The 21,603-nt window shown below is 60.2% G+C and carries 24 protein-coding genes; 13 read left to right on the top strand and 11 right to left on the bottom strand.

Annotated features, from left to right (window positions below; translation table 11 throughout):
- Positions 1-54 precede the first annotated feature (54 nt).
- Complete coding sequence (gene zur / locus ACJ8HA_RS22585) at positions 55-567, bottom strand: zinc uptake transcriptional repressor Zur (RefSeq protein WP_015379223.1); 513 nt, start codon at positions 565-567, stop codon at positions 55-57.
- A 245-nt stretch (positions 568-812) separates the two neighbouring features.
- Between zur and ACJ8HA_RS22580 the strand changes: the two genes are divergently transcribed.
- On the top strand, positions 813-1,385 hold the full coding sequence (locus ACJ8HA_RS22580; protein WP_197813451.1) for a sugar O-acetyltransferase: 573 nt from the start codon (positions 813-815) through the stop codon (positions 1,383-1,385).
- A gap of 4 nt (positions 1,386-1,389) precedes the next feature.
- On the opposite strand, the gene ACJ8HA_RS22575 is transcribed toward ACJ8HA_RS22580, so the two are convergent.
- On the bottom strand, positions 1,390-1,935 hold the full coding sequence (locus ACJ8HA_RS22575; protein ID WP_197813173.1) for an RNA polymerase sigma factor: 546 nt from the start codon (positions 1,933-1,935) through the stop codon (positions 1,390-1,392).
- Positions 1,936-1,953: 18 nt separating this feature from the next.
- Positions 1,954-2,487 carry a tetratricopeptide repeat protein gene (locus tag ACJ8HA_RS22570; RefSeq protein ID WP_197813174.1) on the bottom strand — a complete coding sequence of 178 codons (534 nt, stop codon included), beginning with the start codon at positions 2,485-2,487 and terminating at the stop codon, positions 1,954-1,956.
- A 202-nt stretch (positions 2,488-2,689) separates the two neighbouring features.
- Between ACJ8HA_RS22570 and dusA the strand changes: the two genes are divergently transcribed.
- Entirely contained in the window at positions 2,690-3,700 is a 1,011-nt protein-coding gene (gene dusA, locus ACJ8HA_RS22565) for a tRNA dihydrouridine(20/20a) synthase DusA (protein WP_042785464.1), read from the top strand.
- A gap of 157 nt (positions 3,701-3,857) precedes the next feature.
- Positions 3,858-4,076: an envelope stress response protein PspG gene (gene pspG / locus ACJ8HA_RS22560; protein ID WP_025304448.1), complete on the top strand. Its 219-nt coding sequence runs from the start codon at positions 3,858-3,860 to the stop codon at positions 4,074-4,076.
- 300 nt (positions 4,077-4,376) lie between these two features.
- On the opposite strand, the gene ACJ8HA_RS22555 is transcribed toward pspG, so the two are convergent.
- Positions 4,377-5,360 (bottom strand): quinone oxidoreductase, encoded by a 984-nt coding sequence (locus ACJ8HA_RS22555; protein ID WP_060448014.1) that lies wholly within the window; start codon positions 5,358-5,360, stop codon positions 4,377-4,379.
- A gap of 173 nt (positions 5,361-5,533) precedes the next feature.
- Between ACJ8HA_RS22555 and dnaB the strand changes: the two genes are divergently transcribed.
- Together dnaB and alr are read left to right on the top strand one after the other, a co-directional pair.
- A complete protein-coding gene (dnaB, locus tag ACJ8HA_RS22550) occupies positions 5,534-6,958 on the top strand; it encodes a replicative DNA helicase (RefSeq protein ID WP_025160134.1) in 1,425 nt (474 codons plus the stop codon).
- Positions 6,959-6,975: 17 nt separating this feature from the next.
- Positions 6,976-8,055, top strand: a complete 1,080-nt coding sequence (gene alr, locus ACJ8HA_RS22545; RefSeq protein ID WP_049204323.1) for an alanine racemase — start codon at positions 6,976-6,978, stop codon at positions 8,053-8,055.
- Between the two features lie 44 nt (positions 8,056-8,099).
- Here alr and ACJ8HA_RS22540 read toward each other — a convergent pair whose 3' ends face one another.
- Positions 8,100-8,867: a transporter substrate-binding domain-containing protein gene (locus tag ACJ8HA_RS22540; RefSeq protein ID WP_442515525.1), complete on the bottom strand. Its 768-nt coding sequence runs from the start codon at positions 8,865-8,867 to the stop codon at positions 8,100-8,102.
- Positions 8,868-9,082: 215 nt separating this feature from the next.
- Between ACJ8HA_RS22540 and ACJ8HA_RS22535 the strand changes: the two genes are divergently transcribed.
- From ACJ8HA_RS22535 to maa, 5 genes are all read left to right on the top strand, one after another.
- On the top strand, positions 9,083-9,556 hold the full coding sequence (locus tag ACJ8HA_RS22535; RefSeq protein ID WP_025304444.1) for an Lrp/AsnC family transcriptional regulator: 474 nt from the start codon (positions 9,083-9,085) through the stop codon (positions 9,554-9,556).
- Between the two features lie 80 nt (positions 9,557-9,636).
- Positions 9,637-10,830, top strand: a complete 1,194-nt coding sequence (locus tag ACJ8HA_RS22530; RefSeq protein WP_025304443.1) for an amino acid aminotransferase — start codon at positions 9,637-9,639, stop codon at positions 10,828-10,830.
- A gap of 126 nt (positions 10,831-10,956) precedes the next feature.
- A complete protein-coding gene (locus tag ACJ8HA_RS22525) occupies positions 10,957-11,373 on the top strand; it encodes a secondary thiamine-phosphate synthase enzyme YjbQ (protein WP_004936779.1) in 417 nt (138 codons plus the stop codon).
- Positions 11,374-11,377: 4 nt separating this feature from the next.
- On the top strand, positions 11,378-11,731 hold the full coding sequence (locus ACJ8HA_RS22520; protein ID WP_025304442.1) for an MmcQ/YjbR family DNA-binding protein: 354 nt from the start codon (positions 11,378-11,380) through the stop codon (positions 11,729-11,731).
- Positions 11,732-11,883: 152 nt separating this feature from the next.
- On the top strand, positions 11,884-12,441 hold the full coding sequence (gene maa / locus ACJ8HA_RS22515) for a maltose O-acetyltransferase (RefSeq protein ID WP_049204328.1): 558 nt from the start codon (positions 11,884-11,886) through the stop codon (positions 12,439-12,441).
- 31 nt (positions 12,442-12,472) lie between these two features.
- On the opposite strand, the gene ACJ8HA_RS22510 is transcribed toward maa, so the two are convergent.
- Together ACJ8HA_RS22510 and uvrA are read right to left on the bottom strand one after the other, a co-directional pair.
- Positions 12,473-13,525, bottom strand: a complete 1,053-nt coding sequence (locus tag ACJ8HA_RS22510) for an NAD(P)-dependent alcohol dehydrogenase (protein ID WP_043139692.1) — start codon at positions 13,523-13,525, stop codon at positions 12,473-12,475.
- A gap of 228 nt (positions 13,526-13,753) precedes the next feature.
- Positions 13,754-16,582, bottom strand: coding sequence for an excinuclease ABC subunit UvrA (uvrA, locus tag ACJ8HA_RS22505; RefSeq protein ID WP_240275320.1), 2,829 nt, complete (start codon positions 16,580-16,582; stop codon positions 13,754-13,756).
- 277 nt (positions 16,583-16,859) lie between these two features.
- On the opposite strand from uvrA, the gene ssb1 reads away from it, so the two are divergent.
- Positions 16,860-17,393 (top strand): single-stranded DNA-binding protein SSB1, encoded by a 534-nt coding sequence (gene ssb1, locus ACJ8HA_RS22500; protein ID WP_063988542.1) that lies wholly within the window; start codon positions 16,860-16,862, stop codon positions 17,391-17,393.
- A gap of 85 nt (positions 17,394-17,478) precedes the next feature.
- Here ssb1 and ACJ8HA_RS22495 read toward each other — a convergent pair whose 3' ends face one another.
- The 4 genes from ACJ8HA_RS22495 to bhsA form a co-directional block, all read right to left on the bottom strand.
- Positions 17,479-18,543 carry a cyclase family protein gene (locus ACJ8HA_RS22495; protein ID WP_237651423.1) on the bottom strand — a complete coding sequence of 355 codons (1,065 nt, stop codon included), beginning with the start codon at positions 18,541-18,543 and terminating at the stop codon, positions 17,479-17,481.
- A gap of 113 nt (positions 18,544-18,656) precedes the next feature.
- On the bottom strand, positions 18,657-18,869 hold the full coding sequence (locus tag ACJ8HA_RS22490; RefSeq protein ID WP_004936800.1) for a DUF1471 domain-containing protein: 213 nt from the start codon (positions 18,867-18,869) through the stop codon (positions 18,657-18,659).
- A gap of 270 nt (positions 18,870-19,139) precedes the next feature.
- Positions 19,140-19,889: a 3-oxoacyl-ACP reductase family protein gene (locus ACJ8HA_RS22485; RefSeq protein WP_273830760.1), complete on the bottom strand. Its 750-nt coding sequence runs from the start codon at positions 19,887-19,889 to the stop codon at positions 19,140-19,142.
- A 149-nt stretch (positions 19,890-20,038) separates the two neighbouring features.
- Positions 20,039-20,299, bottom strand: a complete 261-nt coding sequence (gene bhsA / locus ACJ8HA_RS22480) for a multiple stress resistance protein BhsA (protein ID WP_025304435.1) — start codon at positions 20,297-20,299, stop codon at positions 20,039-20,041.
- 195 nt (positions 20,300-20,494) lie between these two features.
- On the opposite strand from bhsA, the gene ACJ8HA_RS22475 reads away from it, so the two are divergent.
- Both ACJ8HA_RS22475 and ACJ8HA_RS22470 read left to right on the top strand, forming a co-directional pair.
- Positions 20,495-20,938 carry a lipocalin-like domain-containing protein gene (locus ACJ8HA_RS22475; RefSeq protein ID WP_025304434.1) on the top strand — a complete coding sequence of 148 codons (444 nt, stop codon included), beginning with the start codon at positions 20,495-20,497 and terminating at the stop codon, positions 20,936-20,938.
- Positions 20,935-21,603 carry a glutathione S-transferase family protein gene (locus tag ACJ8HA_RS22470; RefSeq protein ID WP_025304433.1) on the top strand — a complete coding sequence of 223 codons (669 nt, stop codon included), beginning with the start codon at positions 20,935-20,937 and terminating at the stop codon, positions 21,601-21,603. The genes ACJ8HA_RS22475 and ACJ8HA_RS22470 overlap by 4 nt, the downstream gene beginning before the upstream one ends.

Below are 21,603 nucleotides of genomic sequence, written 5' to 3'. Positions count from 1 at the left end.
CGCTCCATCCTCTGGCGCCCCGGCTGCAGGTACAGGGAAGTACCTGACTTCGTCTTACTTCTTCTTGATGGCGATGCTGTGATCGTGTTCGGCGCAATCATGCTTGCTGTCACAAGCCTCAACTTCAACGCAACCGGCGCACAGACCGTGCGCTTCCACCACGCTGTGCCGCAGTGCAAATCCGGCTTCCTGCGCCAGCTTCTGCAGCGTTTCCTCCACGCCTTCGGTGGTGCGTTCGGTCACCTGGCCGCAGCGGTCGCAAATAAACAGCGCGGACGTATGCATCGGCTGTTCGAAATGGTGGCACAGCACGTAGCTGTTGGCCGATTCCACTCTATGGATAAACCCTTGCTCCAGCAGAAAATCCAGCGCGCGGTAGACCGTCGGCGGCTTGGCCTGCGGTTCGGCGACGCGCAGCAGATCGAGCAGGTCATATGCGCTGATTGCACCGGGTTGCTGAGTCATCAGACGCAGCACTTCCAGCCGTTGCGGCGTCAATCGCACATTGCGTTGCTGGCAGAGGCGTTCAGCCTGCGCCAGCAGCTTTTCCTGGGTGGTTGAGTTCATCGCAAATATCCCGGTACGTAAAAAAGCCGATTTTACCATGATTACGGCGAATCGCCGAGAGTTGCCCCCTTTTCCCCTGAGGATAGCGCAGGGAAAGGCGCGTCGATCGCGCGAAAAGAGAGTTGCATCACAACTTTTCCCCGCCGTCGGGCGGCAAATCAACGTTGCCGGTTTTAGCGCTGGAGAGCGGGGGACGAGAGCGGTATAACGCCTTTCACCCGCGTGATGAGCAGGAGCCCTGTGTGATGACGGAAAGAGAGAAGCTGTTAAGCGGCCTGGAGTACAACAGCCGCGATGAAGAACTGATCGCCCTGTACCATCGGGCGAGGGCGTTGACCAAAAGCTTGGGGGCGCTGGACTCGCATCAGGCGGACGAGAAAAACCGCCTGCTCGGCGAGCTGTTTGGCGCCTGGGGGAAGGCGAGTTGGATTGAAACGCCATTCTGGTGCGACTACGGGCAGCATGTCCGCATCGGTAAAAACTGTTTTATCAACGTCAATGCGGTGTTCCTCGATTGTAATACCATCACCATCGGCGACAACACGCTGATCGGCCCCAACGTGCAAATCTATACGCCGAGCCACCCGCTGGAGGCCGCAGAGCGCTTCACCGGCGATCCGGATTTCCCTTTCCGCACCTCGGCGCAGCCGGTGTCCATTGGCAACAACGTCTGGATCGGCGGCAACGTAGTGATCCTGCCGGGAGTGACCATCGGCGACGGCACGACCATCGGCGCGGGCAGCATCGTCACCGGCGACATCCCGGCCAACGTGCTGGCGCTGGGGCAGCCATGCCGGGTTATCCGCTCGTTGGAATAGGGCGTTATCGACGAGCAGGAGGCAAGGGGGCGGGATGGCTCTCTTTGCGGTGCGGGCCGTCGTTTGCCAACGGGCGGTCATCGGCCAACGCCAAGCGTGCGGCCGCCAGGCGGCTCATGACGGTGCCGATTGGCACCGCCAGCACTTTCGCGGCCTCCCGATAGGATAGCCCTTCGATATACACCAGAAACAGCGCGTTGCGCTGAGCCGCCGGCAGCCGGCTGACGCGTCGCATCACTTCATGGAGCCAGACCGGCTGTTCACCGTTGTCCGCATCGCCCAGCTCTTCCGCCGCCATGCAGCCTTGCCCCTGGCGAAGATGTTGGGCGCGAACTTCATTGAGCCAGATGGAGTGCAGGATGGAAAACAACCAGCGATCCAGGTGCGAACCGGGAGTGAATTGCGCAGCGCGCTCCAGCGCACGCAGGCAGGTCGCCTGCACCAGATCGTCGGCGATATCCCGCCGGTGCGAAAGCACCAGCGCATAGCGCCACAGGCGGGAGATATAGTGGCCGAGTTCATCGCGTATCGCATCGCCGCTGATAGTCACCTCCGCAGGCGCGTCGGATCAAGATTCCGGGTGGCGGTCGATGGCCGCCGTCAAATCGCGGTACTCCTCGCATTTGGTGCCGCACAGCGACTGGATCACCTGCAGCTGCTGGCGCGCCAGATCGGGTCGGCCTTTCAGCATGTAGGCTTCCCCCAGGTACTCGCGCACTTTAGGGTATTTCGGATCGAGAGCTACTGATTTTAAATAATAGCCGATACCCTCATCGGTGCGGCCAAGTTTGCGCGTGGCGTAGCCGCGATAGTTCAGCGCAACGGCGGTGTTGGGATCTTTCAGCGTGTTGAGCATATCGAGCGCTTCCTGATAGCGGCCGCTTTTCGCCAGCGCATAGGCGTAGTTAGTGCGGTCGACGTCGTCGACCTTGCCGCTTTTATCCACCATGCAGGTCTGAGTTTTGCTGTCGTAGACCTGGCCTTTCGGGCAGGTCGGCGGGGTTTGGCTGCTGCCGTCGCCGCCCATCGCCAGCGCCGTGCCGGAAAACAGCAGGCAGCCGGCAATGGCCGATGCCAGCAGGCGTTTAATGAAGCTGTTCATGGTTGTGTCCTCAAGGCAGAGGCGCCGTGCGCGCCCGTAATGAGATAACACCTGAACGAGTGGGTTTATTCGCCTTGTCTCCGCTTATTTTTGCCGGCGGCAAGCGGGTTTTCCCAACGGCGCCGATTGTCGTTATAATAGCCGTTTGCGGCCGCGCGCCGTTCGTTGAACCCAGACAGACTCAGGTAGCCAGTAACTCAGCATGACGAAAGACAACCACGCCCCAACCTACGCCGCCAATCGTTTCTCCATCGCGCCGATGCTCGACTGGACCGATCGTCATTGCCGTTACTTCCACCGCCTGCTGACCAAGGAAACGCTGCTGTACACCGAAATGGTGACCACCGGCGCGATCATCCACGGCAAGGGCGACTATCTGGCCTACAGCGAAGAAGAGCATCCGGTGGCGCTGCAGCTGGGCGGCAGCGATCCGGCCGCGCTGGCGCATTGCGCCAAGCTGGCGGAGCAGCGCGGTTACGATGAGATTAACCTCAACGTCGGCTGCCCGTCCGATCGCGTGCAAAACGGCATGTTCGGCGCCTGTCTGATGGGCCAGGCGGCGCTGGTCGCCGACTGCATCAAGGCAATGCGCGACGTCGTATCGATACCGGTGACGGTGAAGACCCGCATCGGCATCGACGATCAGGACAGCTACGCCTTCCTGTGCGACTTTATCCAGACCGTCGCCGGGCGCGGCGAGTGCGACATGTTCACTATCCACGCTCGCAAAGCCTGGCTCTCCGGCCTCAGCCCGAAAGAGAACCGCGAAGTGCCGCCGCTGGACTACCCGCGCGTTTATCAGCTGAAGCGGGATTTCCCGGCGCTGACCATCGCCATTAACGGCGGGGTGAAAACGCTGGAAGAGGCGCGGCAGCATCTGCAGCATCTGGACGGTGTGATGATGGGGCGCGAGGCGTATCAGAATCCGGGTATCCTGGCGCGGGTCGACAGCGAACTGTTCGGCGCGCAGACCGCGGTGCCGGACAGCGTGGCGATCGTCGAAGCGCTGTATCCGTATATCGAGCGCGAGCTGTCCAACGGCACCTATCTCGGCCACATCACCCGTCACATCCTCGGTTTGTTCCAGGGCGTGCCGGGCGCGCGCCAGTGGCGTCGCCACCTGAGCGAGAACGCCCACAAGCCGGGCGCCGATGCGCGGGTGGTGGAGCAGGCGCTGGCGCTGGTGCGTCAGCCGCGCGTCGAAATGGCGTAACCCGCAAAAAATTTGACCAACAGTTAGTGTTTTTCGCCAGGCATTCGGTGCGTTACCGGATGCCTGTCCTATTTTTTCAATAGGTTAGCCCTTCCGCCATTCTGGCACGCTTCTTGTAATCCACTCTGCAGATACGTTGTATTGCAAAGGAGCAATCATGTTGGAAATCTTCTTTCTCATTGGCTTTGTGGTGATGCTGATGGTGACCGGCATCTCGCTGCTGGGGATCTTCGCCGCGTTGTTGGTGGCGGCGGCGTTCATGCTGTTGGGCGGGTTGTTCGCGGTGGTGATTAAGCTGCTGCCGTGGCTGATTTTGGCGGTGGTCGGGGTATGGATTTACCGTTCGATGCAGAAACCGCAGGCCAGGCGTTACTGATTTTTTGCTGAATAATCAGTCAGTCGCGATGAAACTTGCATAACTGCCCGCCACGCTAATGCGGCAGCGATCACAGCTTGGCAGTTTTCCCCGGCGGTGTGGCACATAAAGCGTGTTTTTTGCCGGACGGGGCTGTTAGGATGTTGGTCGATGCAGTGATGCGACTGATTTCATCACCGTGAGAGACAACCAAAATTCGTGTTGCTGAAGCAACCCCCTGTCTCTGGCGGACTCTGCTCTACCCCTACAAAACGCAGTAACAGAAAGGGCTCCGTAAGGAGCCCTTTTCTTTGGCCGCGATCAGGGGATCAGCAGGCTGGAGCCACTGGTGCTGCGGCTTTCCAATACTTGGTGTGCCCGCTGGGCGTCGGCCAGCGCGAATTTCTGCTCGTCTTTCACTTCTACCCGAATGGCGCCGCTGCCGATCAGGGAGAACAGCTCGTTGCTGGCGTACTGCAGCTCGGCGCGGTTGGTGATATAGCCGTTGAGGGAAGGGCGGGTGACGTACAGCGAGCCCTTCTGATTCAGCAGCGCCAGATCGACGCCGGTCACCGGGCCTGAGGCGTTGCCGAAGCTGACCATCAGGCCGCGACGCTTCAGGCTGTCGAGCGAGGCCAGCCAGGTGCTTTTACCCACCGAATCGTACACCACGCCGACCTTCTCGCCCTGCGTCAGCTCGGCCACCCGCTGGGCGATATCCTCTTTGTGGTAGTTGATGGTGGCCCAGGCGCCGGCCTGTTTCGCCAGCGCGGCCTTCTCGTCGGAACCGACGCTGCCGATCAGGCGCGCACCCAGCGCTTTCGCCCACTGGCAGGCGATCAGCCCGACGCCGCCGGACGCGGCATGGAACAGGAACACTTCACCCGGTTGCACGTCATAGGTCTGGCGCAGCAGGTAGTATACCGTCAGCCCTTTGAGGAAAGAGGCTGCACCCTGTTCAAAGCTAAGGTTGCCCGGCAGCAGCGCCACGCGTTCTGCCGAGACGTTGTGGATCTCGCTGTAGGCGCCGAGCGCCGATTGCGCATACACCACCCGGTCGCCCGGTTTGATCGCGCTGACCCCGGCGCCGACCTTGGTCACCACGCCGGCCGCTTCGGTGCCGAGGCCGCTCGGCAGGCTGGCCGGCGCGTACAGTCCGCTGCGCACATAGGTGTCGATGTAGTTGATGCCGATCGCCTTGTTCTCGATCTGCACTTCGCCGGCAGCCGGATCGAGCGGTGTAAAATCAACGTATTGCAAGACTTCCGGCCCGCCGGTGGCGGAGAATTGAATGCGCTTGGCCATGTTCTACCCTCATTTGGTTATCTGAATTCACCCTATGCCTTTTGGCTGCGGAGATCTAGCCTGCCCGTGCGCCGGCCTGTGGCAATTATGCGGCGGAATCGTGCGGAAAAATCACGTATACTCTTGCGTCAGCAGCCTCACCCTCATTCGCAACCGGATAAAGACTACGTTTCATGGCAGGAAAAAAACCAACCAACAAAACAAACGCGGACGAAACCAGAGAGCGTTCCAGAGATCGTCAGATGGAAGGGCTGAAGATGCCGCCGCACTCGCTGGAGGCCGAGCAGTCGGTGTTGGGCGGTTTGATGCTGGATAACGAGCGCTGGGACAACGTGGCGGAGCGCGTGGTCGCCAACGACTTCTTCAGCCGCCCACATCGCCTGATCTTTACCGAGATGCAGCGTCTGCTGGAGATGAGCAAGCCTATCGACCTCATCACCCTGTCCGAATCGCTCGAGCAGAAGGGTGAACTGGACTCGGTCGGCGGCTTCGCCTACCTGGCCGAGCTGTCGAAAAACACCCCGAGCGCCGCCAACATCGGCGCCTACGCCGACATCGTGCGCGAGCGCGCGGTGGTGCGCGAAATGATCTCGGTGGCTAACGAAATCGCCGACGCCGGCTACGATCCGCAGGGGCGCAGCAGCGAAGACCTGCTCGATCTGGCGGAATCCCGCGTATTCCAAATCGCCGAGAACCGCGCCAGCAAAGACGAAGGCCCGAAGGGCATCGAACGCATCCTGGAAGACACCGTGTCGCGCATCGAACAGCTGTATCAGCAGCCGCACGACGGCGTGACCGGGGTCGATACCGGCTATCAGGACCTCAACAAGAAAACCGCGGGCATGCAAAAGTCCGATCTGATCATCGTCGCCGCCCGTCCATCGATGGGGAAAACCACCTTCGCCATGAACCTGTGCGAAAACGCCGCGATGACCCAGGAAAAACCGGTGCTGATCTTCAGCCTGGAGATGCCCGGCGAGCAGATCATGATGCGTATGCTGGCGTCGCTGTCGCGCGTGGATCAGACGCGCATCCGTACCGGCCAGCTCGACGACGAGGACTGGGCGCGCATTTCCAGCACCATGGGTATCCTGCTGGAGAAGCGCAACATGTACATCGACGATTCCTCCGGCCTGACGCCGACCGAAGTGCGCTCGCGCGCGCGGCGCATTTTCCGCGAGCACGACGGGCTTAGCCTCATCATGATTGACTACCTGCAGCTGATGCGCGTGCCGGCCCTGTCCGACAACCGTACGCTGGAGATCGCCGAGATTTCGCGCTCGCTGAAGGCGCTGGCGAAAGAGCTGCAGGTGCCGGTGGTGGCGCTGTCGCAGCTGAACCGTAGCCTGGAGCAGCGCGCCGACAAACGCCCGGTTAACTCCGACCTGCGTGAATCCGGCTCTATCGAGCAGGACGCCGACCTGATTATGTTCATCTATCGTGATGAGGTGTATCACGAGAACAGCGATCTGAAAGGGATCGCGGAAATTATTATCGGTAAGCAGCGTAACGGCCCGATCGGTACCGTGCGCCTTACCTTTAACGGCCAGTGGTCGCGTTTCGACAACTACGCGGGGCCACAATACGATGACGAATAATCAGCTAAGGAACTGAAATGAAAGCGGCAACCGCTGTAATCGACCGCCGCGCTCTGCGACATAATCTGCAACAGGTGCGCCGCCAGGCGCCACAAAGCCGCCTGATTGCCGTTGTGAAAGCAAACGCTTATGGACATGGCCTGCTGGAAACAGCACACACCCTGCAAGACGCCGACTGCTACGGCGTGGCGCGCATCGACGAGGCGCTGATGCTGCGTTCCGGCGGCATCGTCAAACCGATCCTGCTGCTGGAAGGCTTCTTCAGTGCCGAAGATCTGCCGGTGCTGGTGGCGAACAACATCGAAACCGCGGTGCACTGCATCGAACAGCTCGAAGCGCTGGAGCAGGCCGAGCTGGCGCGCCCGGTGCCGGTGTGGATGAAGCTCGATACCGGCATGCATCGGCTGGGGGTGCGCCCCGAACACGCGGAGGCGTTTTATCAGCGCCTGTGCGCCTGCCGCAACGTGGCGCAGCCGGTCAATATCATGAGCCACTTCAGCCGCGCCGATGAACCGGAGTCCGACACCACGTTGAAACAGATCGCCTGCTTTGAGCAGTTCGCGCGCGGTAAACCGGGCCAGCGCTCGGTCGCCGCCTCCGGTGGCACGCTGCTGTGGCCGGATGCCCACAATGAGTGGGTGCGCCCCGGCATCATTCTGTACGGCGTGTCGCCGCTGGATAACGGCAGCGGCGCCGAGCATGGTCTGCAGCCGGCGATGACCCTGAAATCCAGCCTGATCGCGGTGCGCGAGCACAAGGCCGGCGAAGCGGTCGGCTACGGCGGCACCTGGGTCAGCCCGCGCGATACCCGGCTGGGCGTGGTGGCGATGGGATACGGCGACGGTTATCCGCGCAGCGCGCCGACCGGCACGCCGATCCTGATCAACGGCCGCGAAGTGCCGATTGTAGGCCGGGTGTCGATGGACATGATTTCGGTCGATCTCGGGCCGGATGCCGCCGATAAGGTGGGGGATGAAGCGGTGCTGTGGGGCCAGGCGCTGCCGGTCGAACGCATCGCCGCCTGCACCGGCATCAGCGCTTACGAACTGATCACCAAGCTCACGCAGCGTGTGGCGATGGAATACATCGGCGACTGATGCGCCGCAGGGGCCGACGCGCGTCGGCCCCGTTTCTCAGCGGGTTACTTCTTTACCGCCAACCACTTGTCGATAACCTTCTGATACTCGCCGGTCGCCTTGGCCAGGTGCAGCCACTGATCCACATACAGTTTCCAGCTCAGATCGTCGCGCGGCAGCATGTAAGCCTTCTCGCCGTACTGCATCGGTTTGGTCGGATTCACCGCGCACAGCTTCGGATAGCGCTTCTGCTGGTACAGCGCCTCGGAAGCGTCGGTGATCATCACGTCCGCCTTGCGATCCACCAACTGCTGGAAAATGCTCATGTTGTCTTGCGTCAGCGTCAGTTTGGCCTTCGGCAGATAGGCGTGCACGAAGGCTTCGTTGGTGCCGCCCGCCGGTTCCAACAGACGCACCGACGGCTTGTTGATCTGTTCGATAGTGCGGTATTTCTTCACGTCGGTGCAGCGCACCAGCGGGATTTTGCCGTCGGTATCCAGCTTGTCAGCGAAGAACACCTGTTTTTGCCGCTCCAGCGTGACGGAGATGCCGCCCATCGCGATGTCGCACTTGCCGGAGGCGAAGTCCGGCGTCAGGGTTTTCCAGCTGGTTTTCACCCACTTCACGTTGGCGCCCAGGCTCTTGGCCAGCGATTGCGCCATGTCGATGTCGATGCCTTCATAGCTGCCGTCTTCCTTGAGGAAGGTATAGGGCTTGTAGTCGCCGGTGGTGCAGACCTCCAGGGTCTTTTGCTGCAGCACTTTGTCCAGGTGGGATTGCGCGCTGGCGCTGCCGGCGGCGAGCAGCAGCGCGAGGGGGAGTAGCTTTTTCATCTGGCGTCCTTTTTATACATTCGTGGTTTTATGCGTTACTTCGCCGTTAATTGTCGTTTGTCTGCATGAGTTAGCCGTTTTTTATGCCGCTTACCGGCGAAAACGCCGGGCGTTGCTGCTGTACGCGATTCAAGCGCCAGGGTGTGACGTCGGCAACGGTAAAAAAACTGGTAGGCTGTAACGTCAACATTTATTAACACAGTTTACAGGTGGCTATGTACAACATTGACGATTTTGATATGAAAATCCTGACGCTGTTACAGGCCAACGGCCGTCTGACCAATCAGGAGCTGAGCGAGCTGGTCGGGCTCTCGGCCTCCCAATGTTCGCGGCGGCGCATCAGCCTGGAGCAGGCGCAGCTGATCCGCGGCTACCACGCGCGGCTGGCGCCGGAGGCGGTCGGCCTGGGGCTGGTGGGGCTGATTGAAGTCAGCCTGATCACGCACGCGCAGGAGCAAATCGACAGCTTTCATCAGATGCTGGAGGACGTGGACGCGATCCTTGACGCTTACAAGACCACCGGCGACGCCGATTACCTGCTGAAAGTGGCGGTGGCTGACCTGCCGGCGCTGAGCGAATTCATCAGCCAGACGCTGTCGCCGCACAAAAGCGTGGCGCATATCAAAACGGCGGTGGTGCTCAATCGCATCAAGGAAAACGGTTTGTTGCCGGTGACGCGAGAAAGCTGAAACCGAATGCGCTTTTCCGTCTATATTAGGAACGTAACGCTGTGCCTAAACCACAATAAATAAACCAGGAGAAAAACCCCGTGTTCCAGAACGTTGACGCCTATGCCGGCGATCCCATTCTGTCGCTGATGGAAAAATTCAAACAAGACCCGCGCGCGCACAAGGTGAACCTGAGTATCGGCCTGTACTACGATGCGCAGGGCATCATCCCCCAGATGCGGGCGGTCGCCGCGGCGGAAGCGCAGTTGAACAGCGTCGAGCACGGCGCCTCGGTATACCTGCCGATGGAAGGGCTGCAACCCTATCGCTCCGCCATCCAGCAGCTGCTGTTCGGCGCGCAGCATCCGATGCTGCAGCAGGGGCGCATCGCCACCATTCAGACCGTTGGTGGTTCCGGCGCGTTGAAAGTGGGCGCCGACTTCCTGAAAAGCTACTTCCCGGATTCGCAGGTGTGGGTCAGCGATCCGACCTGGGAAAACCACGTCGCCATCTTCAGCGGCGCCGGTTTCAAAGTGAATACCTATCCGTATTTCGACAGCGAAAGCCTGGGCGTGAAGTTCGACGCCATGCTGGCTGCGCTGAAACAGCTGCCGAAGCACAGCATCGCGCTGCTGCATCCGTGCTGCCACAACCCGACCGGTTCCGACCTGACCCCCGCCCAGTGGGATGAGGTGGTCAAGGTGATCGCCGATCGTGAAATCATTCCGTTCCTTGATATCGCCTATCAGGGCTTCGGCGGCGGCATGGAGCAAGACGCCTACGCCATTCGCGCCATCGCGGCGGCCGGCCTGCCGTGCCTGGTGAGCAACTCGTTCTCGAAGATCTTCTCGCTGTACGGCGAGCGCGTCGGCGGCCTGTCGGTGGTGTGCGAAAGCGAAGAGGCGGCCGGGCGCGTGCTGGGCCAGCTGAAGGCCACCGTGCGCCGCAACTACTCGAGCCCGCCGAACTTCGGCGCGCAGCTGGTGGCTAAGGTGCTGAACGACGCCCAGCTGAAAACCCAGTGGCTGGACGAAGTGGAGAGCATGCGCACCCGCATTCTCGAGATGCGTCACGCGCTGGTGGACACCCTGAAGAGCGCGCTGCCGCAGCGCAATTTCGATTACCTGCTGGCTCAGCGCGGCATGTTCAGCTACACCGGCTTCAGCGCGGCGCAGGTCGATCGCCTGCGTGAAGAGTTTGGCGTCTACCTGATCCACAGCGGCCGCATGTGCGTGGCCGGCCTGAACCACAACAATGTGCGTCAGGTGGCCGAGGCGTTTGCCGCGGTGCAGTAACGCCTGTTAGTCTGAACGGACGTTCATCGGGGAGCGATAGCGATATCGCTCCTTTTTTATTGCCGGTGCGCCGCCGAAGTTGCCGCAAACCGGAGAGAGAATATACTGATTGAGGGGCGCTCACTCATGTGGCATCAGCAAACGCTAATCCTCAGCGCAAAAGCGCGTGGCTTTCATCTGGTTACCGACGAGATCGTCAACCAGTTAACCCACTTACACCGCCTGCAAACCGGCCTGCTGCATCTGTTGCTGCAGCATACCTCGGCCTCGCTGACGCTCAACGAGAACTGCGATCCCACGGTGCGAGCCGATATGGAGCAGCATTTCCTGCGCCAGGTGCCGGAAAACGCACCCTATCAACATGACTACGAAGGGCCGGACGACATGCCGGCGCACATCAAATCCTCGCTGCTGGGCGCTTCCTTGACGCTGCCCGTCAGGCACGGGCGGCTGATGTTGGGCACATGGCAGGGCATCTGGCTGGGGGAGCACCGCATCCACGGCGGAGCACGCCGTATTGTGGCCACATTACAGGGGGAATAACCCAATGAATAACAGCGCATTGCTGGAGTACTGCATGGCGAAGCCGGGCGCGGAGCAGAGCGACCAGAACCAGTGGCAGGCCAGCCAGATCAAGGTGGGCGACGTGATGTTCGCGATGGTGTGCGAGGTCGAAGGGCGGCCGGCGCTGGCAATCAAGTCCAGCCCGGAGCTGGCGGAAAGCCTGCGCGAGCACCACCCGGAGATCGTCGCCTGCGACGGCCTGAACAAGGCGCACTGGAATACGGTGTTTCTCGACGGCAACCTGCCGAACTCGCAGTTTTATACGCTGATCGACAGCTCCTATCAGCTGGTGGTGGAAGGCCTGCCCGAACACGTGCGCCAGGAACTGCGCGCCTGATTGCCGGGCGGCGGCACCGCCCGTTTTTCTCCTGCTTTTTCGTGTTAAATCGTGATCGCGGCTTTAAATTGGGAACGTTCCCTTTTTGTCGTCAGGAAAAAACGGCTACGCTTGGGCATTCAAGAAACGCGGATAAGATTAAGGAGGCCGACATGGCCATCAGCGAAGAAAAGCGCAAGATGATCGCCGGGGAGCTGTACGACGCCGGTGATGACCTGCTGCGCAGCGAACGTCGGCGCGCGCGCCAGTTGACGCATCGCTATAACCACTCCTCGCCGGAAGAGGGCGAGCTGCGCAAACAATGGCTGGACGAGCTGCTGGGCGGCTATCAGGGCGGCACCATTGAGCCGACGTTCCGCTGCGACTACGGCTATAACATCTATCTCGGCAAGAGCTTCTACGCCAATTTCGACTGCGTGATCCTCGACGTGTGCGAGGTGCATATTGGCGATAACTGCCTGCTGGCGCCGGGCGTGCATATCTACACCGCCACCCATCCGCTGGACGCCGAGACCCGCGTCGGCGGCGCGGAGTTCGGCAAGCCGGTCAAGATTGGCGACAACGTGTGGATCGGCGGGCGCGCGGTGATCAATCCGGGCGTGACCATCGGCGATAATGCGGTCGTGGCCTCCGGCGCGGTAGTGACCAAAGACGTGCCGGCCAACTGCGTGGTGGGCGGCAACCCGGCCAGGGTCATCAAGCAGCTATAAAAAAACGGGCGCCGCCGGGCGCCCGCTGTCATCAGGCTCGCAGCGAGTCGATATCCACCACGAAGCGGTACTTCACGTCGCTTTTCAGCATGCGCTCATAGGCCTCATTAATTTGCTGCATCGGGATCAGCTCGATATCGGACGTGATGCCGTGTTGGCCGCAGAAGTCCAGCATCTCTTGCGTTTCCGCGATGCCGCCGATCAGCGAACCGGCGATGCGGCGGCGCTTCATGATCAGGTTGAACACCTGCGGCGACGGATGATCGTGCTCCGGCGCGCCGACCAGCGTTAGGGTGCCGTCGCGGCGCAGTAAGTTGAGGAACGGGTTCAGATCGTGCTGAGCCGCTACCGTGTTGAGGATGAAGTCGAAGCTATTAACGTGCTGCGCCATTTCATCCGGGTTGCGCGAAATCACCACTTCATGGGCGCCGAGGCGCTTGGCGTCTTCTATTTTCGACGGCGAGGTGGTGAACAGCACCACATGCGCGCCCATCGCCCGCGCCAGTTTGACGCCCATGTGCCCCAGCCCGCCGAGGCCGACGATGCCGACCTTTTTGCCTGGCCCCGCGCCCCACTGGCGCAGCGGCGAATAGGTGGTGATGCCGGCGCACAGCAGCGGCGCGACCCCGGCCGGATCGAGATTTTCCGGCACGCGCAGCACGAAGTCCTGATCTACCACCAGATTGGTGGAGTAGCCGCCGTAGGTTACGGCACCGGTCTGACGATCCTGGCCGTTATAGGTGCCGGTAAAGCCGTTCTCGCAATACTGTTCCAACCCCTCATCGCAGCTCGGACAGCTGCGGCAGGAATCCACCATGCAACCGACGCCGACCAGATCGCCGACCCGGTAACGCGAGACATGGCCGCCGACGGCGCTGACGCGCCCGACGATTTCATGGCCTGGTACCACCGGGTAAATCGTATTGCTCCATTCGTTGCGAGCCTGATGCAGGTCCGAATGGCAGACACCGCAGAACAACACCTGAATTTGCACATCGTGGTCGCGCAGGGCGCGCGGTGGGTAATCGAAAGGCACCAGCGCAGATTTCGCATCATGCGCGGCATAGGCATGGGTAATGTTCATGGTCGCTCCAGTTATCAATGTAGGGGGACAACGCTTGGCCGGCAGCGGAGTGCCGGTAAGATGCGGCCTGAATCAGACAGGGCGGCCGCCGAGGGAACATTGATGATAAAAGCGGTGAGTGCGGAGGGAAATGCCTGAAAATGTCGAAATCTTGCCCGTTTCTGTTTGATTGCAATGAAACGGGTCAGCGTGCGGGTCGCCTGAACGACGGCCCGCACGTTGGCGATATTACTTGTTCAACAGCGGTTTCAGGAAGCGCGCGGTGTGCGATTTTTCACACTCGGCCACGGTTTCTGGCGTGCCGGCGACCAGGATCTCGCCGCCGCCGCTGCCGCCTTCCGGCCCCAGATCGACGATCCAGTCGGCGGTCTTGATCACGTCCAGGTTATGCTCGATGACCACGATGGTATTGCCCTGATCGCGCAGCTGATGCAGCACCGCCAACAGCTGTTGGATATCGGCGAAGTGCAGGCCGGTAGTCGGTTCGTCGAGGATATACAGCGTCTGGCCGGTGCCGCGTTTCGACAGCTCGCGCGCCAGCTTGACGCGCTGCGCCTCCCCGCCGGAGAGCGTGGTGGCCGACTGGCCGAGGCGGATGTAGGACAGGCCGACATCCATCAGGGTCTGCAGCTTGCGCGCCAGCGCCGGCACTGCGTCGAAGAAGTCACGCGCTTCTTCGATGGTCATCTCCAGCACTTCGTGGATGCTCTTGCCTTTGTACTTCACTTCGAGCGTTTCGCGGTTATAGCGTTTGCCCTTGCACTGGTCGCACGGCACGTAGATGTCCGGCAGGAAGTGCATTTCGACCTTGATCACCCCGTCGCCCTGGCAGGCTTCACAGCGCCCACCCTTGACGTTGAAGCTGAAGCGGCCCGGCGTATAACCGCGGCTGCGCGATTCCGGCACGCCGGCGAACAGCTCGCGCACCGGGGTGAAGATACCGGTGTAGGTGGCCGGGTTGGAGCGTGGCGTACGGCCGATCGGGCTCTGATCGATGTCGATCACCTTGTCGAAATGTTCCAGGCCGGTCACTTCGCGGAACGGCGCCGGCTCGGCGATGGTGGCGCCGTTAAGCTGGCGCTGGGCGATCGGGAACAGCGTATCGTTGATCAGCGTCGATTTGCCGGAGCCGGACACGCCGGTGATGCAGGTAAACAGACCGACCGGCAGCGTCAGCGTCACGTCCTTCAGGTTGTTGCCGCGCGCGCCGCTCAGCTTCAACACTTTGGTCGGATCGGCCGGCACACGCTGCGCGGGAATGGCGATCTCGCGCTTGCCGCTGAGGAACTGGCCGGTCAGCGATTCCGGCTGCGCCATGATGTCGTCGACGGTGCCTTCTGCCACCACCTGGCCGCCGTGCACGCCGGCGCCGGGGCCGATGTCGATCACGTGGTCGGCGGCGCGGATGGCGTCTTCGTCATGCTCCACCACGATCACCGTGTTGCCGAGGTTGCGCAGGTGGATCAGCGTTTCCAGCAGGCGCTCGTTATCGCGCTGGTGCAGGCCGATCGACGGCTCATCCAGCACGTACATCACGCCCACCAGGCCGGCGCCGATCTGGCTGGCCAAGCGGATACGCTGCGCTTCGCCGCCGGAGAGCGTTTCCGCCGACCGGGACAGCGACAGATAGTTCAGGCCGACGTTCACCAGGAACTTCAGGCGGTCGCCGATCTCTTTCAGCACTTTCTCGGCGATCTTGGCGCGCTGGCCGCTGAGCTTCATGTTCTGGAAGAACGTCATCGCATGGCCGATGCTCAGATCGGAGATTTCCGGCAGCGTGGTGTCTTCGACGAACACGTTGCGCGCTTCTTCGCGCAGACGGGTGCCGTGACACGAGGCGCAAGGGCGGTTGCTGATGAACTTCGCCAGCTCTTCGCGCACCGCGCTGGATTCGGTCTCTTTATAGCGGCGCTCCATATTGTGCAGCACGCCTTCGAACGGATGACGGCGCACGGTGGTGTCACCGCGATCGTTGATGTATTTGAATTCGATCGACTCTTTGCCGGAGCCGCTCAGCACCGCCTTCTGTACGTCGGCGTTCAGGGTGTTGAACGGCGCTTCGACGTCGAACTCATAGTGCTCCGCCAGTGAACGCAGCATCTGGAAATAGTAGAAGTTGCGGCGATCCCAGCCGCGGATCGCGCCGCCGGCCAGCGACAGCTCGGGGTTTTGCACCACGCGATCCGGATCGAAGAACTGCTGCACGCCCAGGCCATCGCAGGTCGGGCAGGCGCCGGCCGGGTTGTTGAAGGAAAACAGGCGCGGTTCCAGCTCGCGCATGCTGTAGCCGCAGATCGGGCAGGCGAAGTTGGCGGAGAACAGCAGCTCGTCCGCTTTTTCGTCGTCCATGTCCGCCACCACCGCGGTGCCGCCGGACAGCTCCAGCGCAGTTTCGAACGATTCGGCCAGGCGTTGCGCCATGTCGTCACGCACCTTGAAGCGATCGACCACCACTTCGATGGTGTGTTTTTTCTGCAGCTCCAGCTTCGGCGGATCGGACAGATCGCACACTTCACCGTCGATGCGCGCGCGGATATAGCCTTGGGCGGCCAGGTTTTCCAGCGTTTTGGTGTGCTCGCCCTTGCGATCTTTCACTACCGGCGCCAGCAGCATCAGGCGCTTGCCTTCCGGCTGGCTCAGCACGTTATCGACCATTTGGCTGACGGTTTGCGCCGCCAGCGGCACATGGTGATCCGGGCAGCGTGGCTCGCCTACGCGGGCGAACAGCAGGCGCAGGTAGTCGTGGATCTCGGTGATGGTGCCGACCGTGGACCGCGGGTTGTGCGAGGTGGATTTCTGCTCGATGGAGATCGCCGGCGACAGACCTTCAATATGGTCGACGTCCGGCTTTTCCATCAGCGACAGGAACTGGCGCGCATAGGCGGAGAGTGATTCGACATAGCGCCGCTGCCCTTCGGCGTACAGCGTATCGAAAGCCAGCGAAGACTTGCCGGAACCGGACAGGCCGGTGACGACGATCAGTTTGTCACGCGGGATGATCAGGTTGATGTTTTTCAGATTATGGGTTCGAGCACCACGAACTTCGATATTGTCCATTTACACTTCCCGTCTTGATGATACACCGCGCCTGTCGCGATTTTTGCGGGGGATTTTGTGATGGATCTCGCAAAAAACCGGCACAGCCTGGTCGAAACGCATAATTATGACACAAAAAAACCTGAATGAATATCCAGTATGAGAATGCAACAAGGTCGATCGAAAAGACAATTCTGGAATGCAATTCGCACTTATCAACACGGGTGTGGTTTCGTACTCAGCGTGGTAAACTGACGCGTTTATACTGTGTAGAAATCAATCATCGGGAGAAGTGCTCATGGCCAGCAGAGGCGTAAACAAAGTAATTCTGGTCGGGAATCTGGGTCAGGATCCAGAAGTCCGTTACATGCCGAACGGCGGCGCAGTGGCCAACATTACCCTGGCGACCTCCGAAAGCTGGCGTGACAAGGCGACCGGCGAACAGAAAGAGAAGACCGAGTGGCACCGCGTCGTGCTGTTCGGCAAACTGGCCGAAGTGGCGGGCGAATACCTGCGCAAAGGCTCTCAGGTCTACATCGAAGGCTCCCTGCAGACGCGTAAATGGACCGATCAGTCCGGCGTGGAAAAATACACCACCGAAGTGGTGGTTAACGTTGGCGGTACCATGCAGATGCTGGGCGGCCGTCAGGGCGGCGGCGCACCGGCAGGTCAATCTGCCGGCGGCCAGGGCGGTTGGGGCCAGCCTCAGCAGCCACAGGGCGGCAACCAGTTCAGCGGCGGCCAGCAGCAGTCTCGTCCGGCGCAGAACAGCGCTCCGGCGGCCAGCAGCAACGAACCGCCAATGGATTTTGACGACGATATCCCGTTCTAAGCCTGGCGACAGTGCTAAAAAAACCCCGCTCAGGCGGGGTTTTTTGTGGGCGCTCGCTGCCGATTTTCTGCGGCGGTGTCGCCAATCAGTAAATTGCTACCGGGTTGATGTTGACCTGCGTTGAACCGACATACAGCGGTTGCCCCAGCACGAACAGGAATTCCCAGGTTTTCGTGCGCACCAGTGGGCGGCTGTCGATCAGTTCCAGGTTATAGACGCCGCGCTTGGCCAGCAGGTATTGGTTGACCGGGAACTCTTCGTCATTTTTCGGGTTAGGGTACACTTCGGAAGCCCAGGTATCACCGCCAAAGGCCACGATGCCTTGGTCAGCCAGCCACTTCGCCGCTTCCATGCCGATACCCGGTTCGACCTCCAGGAATTTTTTATTGTCCTTACCAATCAGCTCCAGCCAACCGGTATTAAATAAAACAACGTCGCCTTTTCTTAAGCTAATGCCCTGCTTCTTAAGCACCGCTTGAATATCCGCAACGGAAAATTCGGTGCCGCCCGGAACGATGTCTTTATGATAATAAGCCGTCATATCGAGCACCACGCCGCGGGTGACCATGGGCGGCACTTTTTCCACGCCCAATTTTTTCACGCCATCTACGGTGACGAAGTCCGCCGCCTTATTGCCGTTATAATAAACGTTGTCGATGCCGATATGGCCTATACCGTTCAACTGGGTGCCGACGCCGGTCCAGGCATTCACCAATTCATCATTAAAGGTGAATTTATTTGGGCCAAGCGTTTTGCCGTCCTGCTGACCAGGCTGAATATTATATAAACGGAAGCTACGGTGGCGGAACGCCGGGAAATCTTTATCGACGGGAACCGCCAATGACAATGTCTTGCCCTGTTTTACCAGTTGCACGGACTGTAGTACCCCTTCCGGCGTGAGCAGGTTGGCGGCGCCGATTTCGTCTTTTGCACCGTAAACAGAAGGGTACCAGTCTGACGGCTGAGCGGCGGACTCTGCGGCCTGTGCAGGCACTGTGGCAAGCAAAGGCAGCAAGAGGGAGAGGCGATACAATGATTTCATCAGTGACTCATCCTTATAACGACGTAGTGCAGAGTGAATGAAAATGAACCGTCCGGACATAGGCGACGTCAGGCCGCCGAATAATAACCGGTGGAGAAAGAGGCTCATTTTTAGTACGCGGGTGTTTTAGCGTAATGCTTTATAAAGCGTGGCGAATAACCACCCGACGATGACTTCCTTATGCGGAAATAAATAACGCCGTGCGAGCGGCGTCATTGATATTATTTTTTCAGCTCTGCACTCATGGTGACGAAATTGCCCATGTAGGCGCTGGTGATTTTGTAGCCGCTTGCACCGGCCTCTTGCGCTTTTTTAGCGATGAGAGCTTCGGTGGAGTCCAGCGTTCTACCGGTTGCGGTAACGCTTTCTGCTGCGGCGTTAAACGACAACATGGAAAACAGAGCGAGTGAAATAACGGTGGTCATGGTTTTCATATCTTTATCCTGTGTTCGACAATTCGAAAAATAAGGGTGTCCGGTACGACACGATGGAGCGAAGGATAAAGGGGACGGTGAGGTGAATAAATAACAGAATCGTCAATAAACTATTCCGTTTTTGTACATAAACTGATTCGATTGTTGTCTTTCAAGCGGTATTGGTGGGGTATAGCGGGGGGGGGGGGGGGCGAACGGGTATGTATCGACCTTCAGGCTTACACTCCGCGACAGGCGAATAAATAAAAAGCCCCTTACGGGGCTTGGACGTTACGCCGAGAAACCGCCGTCTATGCTCAGGCTGGCGCCGGTGATGTAACCCGCCTGCGGGCCGGCGAGGTAGGCGACGAAGCTGGCGATCTCTTCATCTTTGCCGTAGCGGCCGATCGCCATCAGCTGCTTGAGTTGATCGGCGAATTCGCCGGCGTCCGGGTTCATCTCGGTGTCTACCGGGCCGGGCTGCACGTTATTGACGGTGATGCCGCGCGGGCCGAGATCGCGCGCCATGCCTTTGGTCAGGCCGATCAGCGCCGATTTGCTCATCGCATACACCGCCGCGCCGCCGAACGGCACGCGCTCGGCGTTGGTGCTGCCGATGTGGATGATGCGCCCGCCGTCATTCATGTGGCGCGCCGCTTCCTGGCTGGCGACGAACACGCTGCGCACGTTGACCGCTAGCATGCGATCCAGATCGTCCAGCGCCAGCGCTTCGGTGCCGCCCAGTGTAAACACCCCGGCGTTGTTCACCAGAATATCCAGGTTGCCGAAGTGGCTGACGGCCTGACGCACCGCCTGCTGCAGCGCCGCCGCATCGGCGCTGTCGGCCCTGATGGCGAGGGCTTTGCCGCCGGCGGCGGTAACGGCGCTTGCCACCGCTTCGGCGCGATCGGCCGAGGCGGCGTAGGTAAAGGTGACCGCGGCCCCTTCACTCGCCAACCGTTTCACGATGGCGGCGCCGATGCCGCGTGAGCCGCCCTGGACGAATGCGACTTTGCCTTGCAGAGGATGTGCTGTGGTCATGTTATTTCTCCAAAGTGGGTGAGGGTAAGGCGTTATTCCCAGTATCGGTGAAATGTCCGGCGGCCACTGTTCACAAAGAGCTTTGCCTGCCCACAACGAGAAAAGCCCCTTGCGGGGCTTCTTTCTTCCGTCGGTTGGCTGTTCGACGATCAGTTGAAGATTTCTGCGGTGCCGTACAGTTTGTTCTGGCCACCGGCGGCGACGATGCGGTAGGAACTGGCGCCCGACGCGGCGGCTTTGCTGGCCAGTTCGCTTTCCAGCGCGCTCAGGTTGGTGGCGCCGCTAACGGAGACTACGCCGATTTTTTGGGCGTCTGCAGCGGGTTGGCTGGAAGGCAGGTCAGCGGCGAAGGTAGCGAAAGAAGCGGTAGCCAGCAGCGCAGCGGTAGCAAAAATTTTGACGTTTTTCATGATGTGTTCCTCAGAGTATTTGTTAGGTGAGAGCCCGTTGCCTCTCGATGTGTTAAATAATAGTGCACCGGGTGTGAATAAAAAATCGGAGAGTTTTGAGTATCTCTGTCAAATAAACTGATTGTTTTTCACCCGCTGGCGCGCGGTAAAAATCGCCACTACCCTTTACAGAGGATCTTTAACCGGAGAAGCGTAATGACGGTAAACGCGTTTATCGGCAGCTGGGCGCTGGTGTCGTCGGTGTTCAAAAACCAGAACGGCGAGCTGAATTACCCGCTGGGCGAGCAGGTGTTGGGGCGCATCCACTATGAGGCCAACGGCACGATGGCGGCGCAGCTGTATAGCGCCGTGCGGCCGCGTTTCGCCGCCGACGATTTGGCGCAGGGGTCTGAGCGGGAGATCCGCGCCGCCTTCATCAATATGATTTGCTACTTCGGCCACTATCAGGTGGAGGAAAGCGAACAGCGGGTGGTGCATCAGGTCGAAGGCTGTTCGTTCCCCAATTGGGTAGGCAGCCGTCAGGTGCGTTTTTACGCTTTCAGCGGCGATCGGCTGACGTTGCGCACGGTGCCCTTGCAGCTCGGCAACGGCGTGCAGGTTGGCGAACTGGTGTGGCAGCGGACAGAGGCTTCGTCATGATCATTGTTCATCATCTCAACCACTCGCGATCGCAGCGCATTCTGTGGTTTTTGGAAGAGCTGGGTGTGCCCTATCAGGTGCAACGCTACGAGCGCGATCCGCAGACCCTGCTGGCGCCGGCGGCGCTGAAAAAGATCCATCCGCTGGGCAAATCGCCGGTGATCGTCGACGGCGATCTGACGCTGGCGGAATCCGGTGCCATCATCGAATACTTGCAGGAAGCCTATGACGCGCAGGGCATGTTCATGCCGACCGACTTCCACGCGCGCCAGCAGTATCGCTATTGGCTGCACTACGCCGAAGGATCGCTGATGCCGCTGTTGGTGATGAAGCTGGTGTTCAGCCGCCTTGGCCAGCCGCCGATCCCCTGGCTGCTGCGGCCGGTGGCCGGCGCGATCGGCAAGGGCGTGCAGCGCGAATACCTCGACAAACAGATCGCGCCGCACTGCGAATACCTCGAACAGCACCTGAACAAGGGCAGCTGGTTTGTCGGCAACGATTTCAGCGCGGCGGATATTCAGATGAGCTTTCCGCTGGAGGCGATGGCGGCGCGCGGCGCGTTGGACAATTGCCCGAAACTGCGCGGCTTCCTGCAGCGCATTCATGCCCGGCCCGCCTACCAGCGGGCATTGGAGCAGGGCGGCCCTTACGACCTGCTGAGTTAA

This window comes from Serratia sp. CY33802, from assembly GCF_052169095.1.
Lineage (GTDB): Bacteria > Pseudomonadota > Gammaproteobacteria > Enterobacterales > Enterobacteriaceae > Serratia > Serratia bockelmannii.
Note: the sequence above shows the minus strand (reverse complement) of the source record. Positions and strands in the feature narration are given on the sequence as shown.

What these genes read in the sequence shown, in the direction of transcription:
- zur (WP_015379223.1), bottom strand. Translation starts at nt 567, where the DNA reads ATGAACTCAACCACCCAGGAAAAGCTGCTGGCGCAGGCTGAACGCCTC.
- ACJ8HA_RS22580 (WP_197813451.1), top strand. Translation starts at nt 813, where the DNA reads ATGACGGAAAGAGAGAAGCTGTTAAGCGGCCTGGAGTACAACAGCCGC.
- ACJ8HA_RS22570 (WP_197813174.1), bottom strand. Translation starts at nt 2,487, where the DNA reads ATGAACAGCTTCATTAAACGCCTGCTGGCATCGGCCATTGCCGGCTGC.
- dusA (WP_042785464.1), top strand. Translation starts at nt 2,690, where the DNA reads ATGACGAAAGACAACCACGCCCCAACCTACGCCGCCAATCGTTTCTCC.
- pspG (WP_025304448.1), top strand. Translation starts at nt 3,858, where the DNA reads ATGTTGGAAATCTTCTTTCTCATTGGCTTTGTGGTGATGCTGATGGTG.
- ACJ8HA_RS22555 (WP_060448014.1), bottom strand. Translation starts at nt 5,360, where the DNA reads ATGGCCAAGCGCATTCAATTCTCCGCCACCGGCGGGCCGGAAGTCTTG.
- dnaB (WP_025160134.1), top strand. Translation starts at nt 5,534, where the DNA reads ATGGCAGGAAAAAAACCAACCAACAAAACAAACGCGGACGAAACCAGA.
- alr (WP_049204323.1), top strand. Translation starts at nt 6,976, where the DNA reads ATGAAAGCGGCAACCGCTGTAATCGACCGCCGCGCTCTGCGACATAAT.
- ACJ8HA_RS22540 (WP_442515525.1), bottom strand. Translation starts at nt 8,867, where the DNA reads ATGAAAAAGCTACTCCCCCTCGCGCTGCTGCTCGCCGCCGGCAGCGCC.
- ACJ8HA_RS22535 (WP_025304444.1), top strand. Translation starts at nt 9,083, where the DNA reads ATGTACAACATTGACGATTTTGATATGAAAATCCTGACGCTGTTACAG.
- ACJ8HA_RS22525 (WP_004936779.1), top strand. Translation starts at nt 10,957, where the DNA reads ATGTGGCATCAGCAAACGCTAATCCTCAGCGCAAAAGCGCGTGGCTTT.
- ACJ8HA_RS22520 (WP_025304442.1), top strand. Translation starts at nt 11,378, where the DNA reads ATGAATAACAGCGCATTGCTGGAGTACTGCATGGCGAAGCCGGGCGCG.
- maa (WP_049204328.1), top strand. Translation starts at nt 11,884, where the DNA reads ATGGCCATCAGCGAAGAAAAGCGCAAGATGATCGCCGGGGAGCTGTAC.
- ACJ8HA_RS22510 (WP_043139692.1), bottom strand. Translation starts at nt 13,525, where the DNA reads ATGAACATTACCCATGCCTATGCCGCGCATGATGCGAAATCTGCGCTG.
- uvrA (WP_240275320.1), bottom strand. Translation starts at nt 16,582, where the DNA reads ATGGACAATATCGAAGTTCGTGGTGCTCGAACCCATAATCTGAAAAAC.
- ssb1 (WP_063988542.1), top strand. Translation starts at nt 16,860, where the DNA reads ATGGCCAGCAGAGGCGTAAACAAAGTAATTCTGGTCGGGAATCTGGGT.
- ACJ8HA_RS22495 (WP_237651423.1), bottom strand. Translation starts at nt 18,543, where the DNA reads ATGAGCCTCTTTCTCCACCGGTTATTATTCGGCGGCCTGACGTCGCCT.
- ACJ8HA_RS22490 (WP_004936800.1), bottom strand. Translation starts at nt 18,869, where the DNA reads ATGAAAACCATGACCACCGTTATTTCACTCGCTCTGTTTTCCATGTTG.
- ACJ8HA_RS22485 (WP_273830760.1), bottom strand. Translation starts at nt 19,889, where the DNA reads ATGACCACAGCACATCCTCTGCAAGGCAAAGTCGCATTCGTCCAGGGC.
- bhsA (WP_025304435.1), bottom strand. Translation starts at nt 20,299, where the DNA reads ATGAAAAACGTCAAAATTTTTGCTACCGCTGCGCTGCTGGCTACCGCT.
- ACJ8HA_RS22475 (WP_025304434.1), top strand. Translation starts at nt 20,495, where the DNA reads ATGACGGTAAACGCGTTTATCGGCAGCTGGGCGCTGGTGTCGTCGGTG.
- ACJ8HA_RS22470 (WP_025304433.1), top strand. Translation starts at nt 20,935, where the DNA reads ATGATCATTGTTCATCATCTCAACCACTCGCGATCGCAGCGCATTCTG.